We start from the raw sequence: 3,923 nt of genomic DNA, 5'->3' as shown, positions 1-3,923 counted from the left end.
ATGGATCAGGTGATCAGCCAGCTCACTGAGGCAGGGATCACGGTCGAGTACGACTTCTGCCGCCTGATCTGCTCGAAGTTCAACGCGAACGACCCCAGCCACAACATGGTCCAGCAGGTCATGGAGCAGGCCTTCGGCGCTTCCCTGCTTCCCGTCCCGATCCTGGAGTCGGCGGAGATCAGCCACGCTGCGCTGCGGATGATGAGCATCTACGAACTCGAGAAGCCGATCGGAACGCCGAAGACCCACAAGCGCTGCCGCTCCAACCTGGACGAGGCGCTCTCGCAGATCGAGCAGCTGGTCCGCCGGCGATGGGGTCGTGTGGACGCCGTGGGCCCAGCGGCCCTCCAGGTCGCGGTCTAGGGGAAGCCAGATGTCCAAGCGCCAATCCGCTTATCTGACGTCACTGCTTAGCGATCCCGCCCCCGCCCTGGACGCACCTAGCCCCGAAGAGGCGCCGGCGCCCCTCCCCTCCCCCGAGGCCGCGGCGCCGGCGCACCGACTGGCCAGCACCGCGCTGTTGGCCCGAGAGTCGGCGCTGGCCCGCCTGGCGAACGGCGAGGTCAAGCAGGTCACCCAGTTGCTGCTGGACCCGGCCCGCGTGCGGATCTGGCCGGGCAATGCGCGCTACCAGGCTGGTTTGACCGAGGAGACCTGCCGCGACCTGATCGATTCCATCCTGGCCGAGGGCGGGCAGAAGTTTCCGGTCGTCGTCCGCCGGCTCGCCGACGACCCCGCTTACGAGTACGAACTGATCGTCGGGACCCGCCGCCACTGGAGCATCAGCTGGCTGCGGGCGAACAACTACCCGGACATGGCGCTGCTGGCTCAGGTGCAAAGCCTGGACGACGAGAGCGCCTTCCGGCTGGCCGATCTGGAAAACCGCGCCCGCCGTGACGTCTCTGACTTCGAGCGCGCGCGGAACTACCGCCACGCGCTGAAGACCTTCTACAACGACCGTCAGAACCGCATGGCGGAGCGCCTGAACCTCTCGAAGGGATGGCTCTCCAAGATGCTGACCGTGGCGGCGCTGCCCGACTGGGCGGTCGCCGCCTTCGCCAGTCCCGCCGATATCCAGCTGAAGGTCTGCTACGGCCTTGCGCAAAAGCTGAGCGCCCTGGCGGAGGACGCGCCCCAGGCGCTGAAGAAAGCCAAGGCGGAAGCGTCCGTCATCGCGGCCGAGCAAGCCGAGCGCCGCAAGGCGGGGAGTCCGTCCATCCCATCCGTCGATGTCGTTCGACGGCTTTCAGCAGCCACGCAGGACGCGGCAGGCGAGGGGGAGTCGCTGTTCCAAGCCAACTCGGCGCACGGCCGACTGGCGGTGTCCGTCCTCTCATCGAACCGGAACGGGGCGACCCTGCGCATCCACGCCGGGTCTGGCGCCAGTGACGACGAGATCGTGGCGCTGGTCGCCGAGGCGCTGACGGCGCTGACGGCGAAAGGGAAGGGCGTGAAGCCTTAGGTGTTTCCCCGGGGAAACACCGCCTGAGGCGCGAGACTGTGGGGGAGGTGTTTCCCCGGGGAAACACCTGGAGCGGGCGAGGTCCTGGTTGCCGGACCATCTGAGGTTTGATTCGAAGATGACGGACCAGGCGGACCACGCGAACGATCAGATCGACCTCTTCCTGCCGTATCTCGCCGACCTCGACCTGCGCGATCAGCGGGAGATGATGGAGCGCCCGTTCTTCAGCCTCTCCAAATCCAAGCGGCTGAAGCCGATCGACTACACCTCGCCCGACGGCCGCACCTGGGTCCATGTGTCGGCCAATCCGAACTACGGCATGGCGACCATTTGGGACGCCGACATCCTGATCTACTGCGCCAGCGTCCTCAACGACATGAAGGAGCGCCGAGCCAATGAGATCCCACGAGTCCTGCGGGTGATGCCCTACGACATCCTGCGCAGCATCGGCCGGCCCGTCAGCGGGCGATCCTACGCCCTGCTCGGCGCAGCCCTGGACCGGCTGCAGTCGACCACCATCAAGACCAACATCCGCGCCGAGCACCGCCGCGAGGCGACCTTCTCCTGGCTCGACAGCTGGAGCCAGATCGTCGACGAAAAGACCGACCGCTCCCGCGGCATCTCGCTCGCCCTGTCCAACTGGTTCTATGAGGGCGTCCTCATGGCGGGCGGCGTGCTGTCGATCGACCGGGCCTATTTCGACATCACCGGCGGCCGCGAGCGCTGGCTCTATCGGGTGGCCCGCAAGCACGCCGGCGGGGCAGGGGAGGCGGGTTTCTCAATCGCAATGCCGACCTTGTTCGAAAAGTCCGGCGCCGAGGGCCAATATCGCCGCTTCAAGTTCGAGGTGGCGGCGATCGTGCGGGAGAACGCGCTGCCGGGCTACGACCTGGCCTTCGCCGAGGCCGCCAGCTCCCCAGAGCCGCTGCTTCACATCGTCCGTCGGACAGAACGGTTCGGAGCCGACAAGCTGCGGAAGCCGACCGCGCGAACTCTACCGCGCGCGCCATCGCCTCAGGGTGCGCGCAAGTCCGCGATCGCCGCGGACGAGCCCCAGGGCTACCTCACCGACGAGACCCTCGCCCACCTGCGCGAGCACTATCGCGGATGGGATTTCCACGCGCTCCACGCCGAGTTCAGAGCGTGGATCAATGGCCGTGAAGAGCGCGCGCCCGACCGCTACCAGAGCGCCTTCATCGGCTACGTCCGGCGTTATCACGAGAAGAACCGGCACCAGCTGAAGGGCTACTAAGGCGCCGCCGTTCCCGAAGTGACGTGCGCGCCCCGGCTCGATGAGTCTTCCGCCGGCCACGCTTCCATCGCCCGCGCTCTGGATTCTCGAATTTGAACCTTCTTCGCGGGCGCGCCCACGGTTTTGATTCAATCCCCTCAGCGCGCATCAACGGAAACCTGCCTGCGCACCGGCCTTTCGACACTTCAGGAACAGCCCACGACACATCGGGAACGGACGCACGGCACTTCGGGAACGCGCCTATCGATCCATCAGGAACGGATGCACGGCACTTCGGGAACCCTGACGCTCTCATTCATGTGTAAATTCCGAGGCTTACGGCAATATCGGCAGCCTTAACTCCCTAACCCTGAATCTAACCCTCTAACGCCTTGGATTTCTTGAATTAGGAATCGAGAGGAGAGGGGGTGCACCGACGTTGGACGCTTCGGTGCATCCGGAACGCCCGCGATCGGCTGGGGACGAGCGCGGCGGAGTCGCTGCCTTCCGCTGGCGATCGGTGGATTGGGAACGCTCGCCGTTCCGCTTAGGCCATGCCCCCGCGCCGAGACGCGCCGATGAGGAAGCGGCGATGATCGGGGCGTTCCCAATCCACTGAAGATGCGGCGACGTGAGGCGCAGGGGAGGAGACTGAAGGGCCAATCGTGACGGCCGCCGCCGCCAGCGCCGCTGCAGCCCGCGCCTTACGATTACGATGGTCCGCTCACCAGCGACGGAGCGGAACCCATGGCGGCTGCGACCCTAACGGCGCGCTGCAGCGCGACGAGACCTCGCCGACGTCGTGACCTGCAAATTGCGACGATCGCGGGCGTGTCGATCGCCGCGGCGATGGTCGCGCATGGGCTCAACCAGTCTGGCCGATGGCTGCTTGTGAACGCCTCGCCGAGCGAACCGGAGGGCCTCTACCTGCGGACCTCGGACGGGCCCGCTGTCGGTCGCCTGGTGACCTTCATGGCCCCAGCGTTGGCGTCGCCCTACGTCGATCGGCACCTGACCTACCTGCGCACGACGCCGGTCCTGAAGGCTCTGGCCGCCGGTCCTGGAAACCTTGTCTGCACGCGGTCCGGGCGGCTGGTGATCGACGGCCAGGACAAGGCGCCGGTGATGGCCAAGGACCCTCGGGGCGTGCAGCTTCCGCGGTGGAATGGCTGCCGGAGGCTCGGGGCAGAGGAGTGGTTCGCCTACAGCAACCGCGTCCCGAACAGCTTC

The 3,923-nt window shown here is 66.6% G+C and carries 3 protein-coding genes and 1 pseudogene; all 4 read left to right on the top strand.

The genetic code is table 11. From position 1 onward, the window contains the following. Nucleotides 1-363: pseudogene (locus VJS38_RS03830) on the top strand (chromosome partitioning protein); the annotation flags it as partial. A gap of 10 nt (nt 364-373) precedes the next feature. Continuing rightward, complete coding sequence (locus VJS38_RS03825) at nt 374-1,462, top strand: ParB/RepB/Spo0J family partition protein (protein WP_324086828.1); 1,089 nt, start codon at nt 374-376, stop codon at nt 1,460-1,462. A 118-nt stretch (nt 1,463-1,580) separates the two neighbouring features. Further along, nucleotides 1,581-2,714 carry a replication initiator protein A gene (locus VJS38_RS03820; protein WP_324086827.1) on the top strand — a complete coding sequence of 378 codons (1,134 nt, stop codon included), beginning with the start codon at nt 1,581-1,583 and terminating at the stop codon, nt 2,712-2,714. A 726-nt stretch (nt 2,715-3,440) separates the two neighbouring features. Further along, on the top strand, nt 3,441-3,923 hold a 483-nt coding region (locus VJS38_RS03815), incomplete at its 3' end, for a S26 family signal peptidase (protein WP_324086826.1).

It is taken from the genome of Phenylobacterium sp. (assembly GCF_035276905.1).
Lineage (GTDB): Bacteria > Pseudomonadota > Alphaproteobacteria > Caulobacterales > Caulobacteraceae > Phenylobacterium.
This window is presented reverse-complemented; position numbering and strand designations above follow the sequence as displayed.